Origin of the sequence: Fulvivirga kasyanovii (genome assembly GCF_009711405.1) — a bacterium.
Taxonomy (GTDB): Bacteria; Bacteroidota; Bacteroidia; order Cytophagales; family Cyclobacteriaceae; genus Fulvivirga; species Fulvivirga kasyanovii.
This window is the reverse complement of sequence record NZ_SMLW01000140.1, coordinates 1-1,180: the sequence shown is the minus strand read 5'-3', so window position 1 is coordinate 1,180 and position 1,180 is coordinate 1. Positions and strand designations below refer to the sequence as shown.

Genomic DNA, 1,180 nt, shown 5'->3' with positions numbered 1-1,180 from the left:
GGATTCGGTATTGATACAGCCGGTGATGTTATTGATCACCTCTACGGTATAATTTGCTCCACCCGGTATACCCGCATAAGTGGCTCCTGTAGCGTCAGGAAGCCTGTTGCCTCCACCATCAAGTTTCACGCTATTACCATCGTACCAGTTGATGGTGTAGTTTGCATTGGGGGCAGCACCATCAATTGTAATGATTTCTATTGCTCCGTTATCAGCCGCCGTACAATTGGTACTTGGCGTAAAAGCCTCCGCGATTACAGGAAGTGATGGCGTAAAGCCTACAACTACCTGAACCGGATCGGAAAGGCATCCTAGCTGGTCATTTTCAACAGTAACTTCGTAGGTACCATCTTCAAGGTTAGTTAGCGTCGCTATCGACTGGCTAACTACCGCACCCGTACCGATGTTGGTAAAGGTATACGTATAGGTATGTCCGGCCACAAAATTCACATCAGTCAGTGACACCACCCTGATCTCACCGGTAAATGGGCTGCTGGCAAGGGTCTCATCACAAACTGAGTTAGGATCAGACTCCAGGCTGAAAGTCGGCAAAGCACTGTTATCCGCCAAGGTGTAAGATTCTGTATTGATACAGCCAGTAATGTTATTGATCACCTCTACCGTGTATACGGCTCCTCCGGGTATTCCGGCATAAACAGCTCCCGTAGCATCCGGAAGCCTGTTTCCGACTCCATCAAATTTCACGCTGTTGCCATCATACCAGTTGATGGTATAGTCAGCATTAGGTGCAACCCCATCGATCATCGTGATCTCTATGGCGCCGTTATCCGCTGTTGTACAATTGGTACTTGGTGTAAAGGCTTCAACTATTGCCGGCAATGAAGGTGTAAACCCTACCACCACCTGTACAGGATCGGAAAGACAGCCTAACTGGTCATTCTCTACGGTAACCTCATAAGTACCATTCTCAAGGTTGCTCAATGTGGCAGTTGCCTGAGTAACCACCGCACCCGTACCTGTGTTGGTAAAGGTATAAGTGTAGGTATGGCCTGCTTCAAAATTCGCATCAGTCAATGACACCACCCTGACCTCGCCGGTGAAAGGGCTGCTGGCAAGGGCCTCATCACAAACCGAGTTAGGATCAGACTCCAGGCTGAAAGTTGGCAAGGCACTGTTATCCGCTAAGGTGTAGGATTCGGTATTGATACAGCCGGTGATG

1 protein-coding gene is annotated in these 1,180 nt (G+C 48.8%); it reads right to left on the bottom strand.

Annotated features, from left to right (window positions below; translation table 11 throughout):
- The coding region (locus E1163_RS30175) for a hypothetical protein (protein WP_185155886.1) at positions 1–1,180 on the bottom strand (1,180 nt) is incomplete at both ends.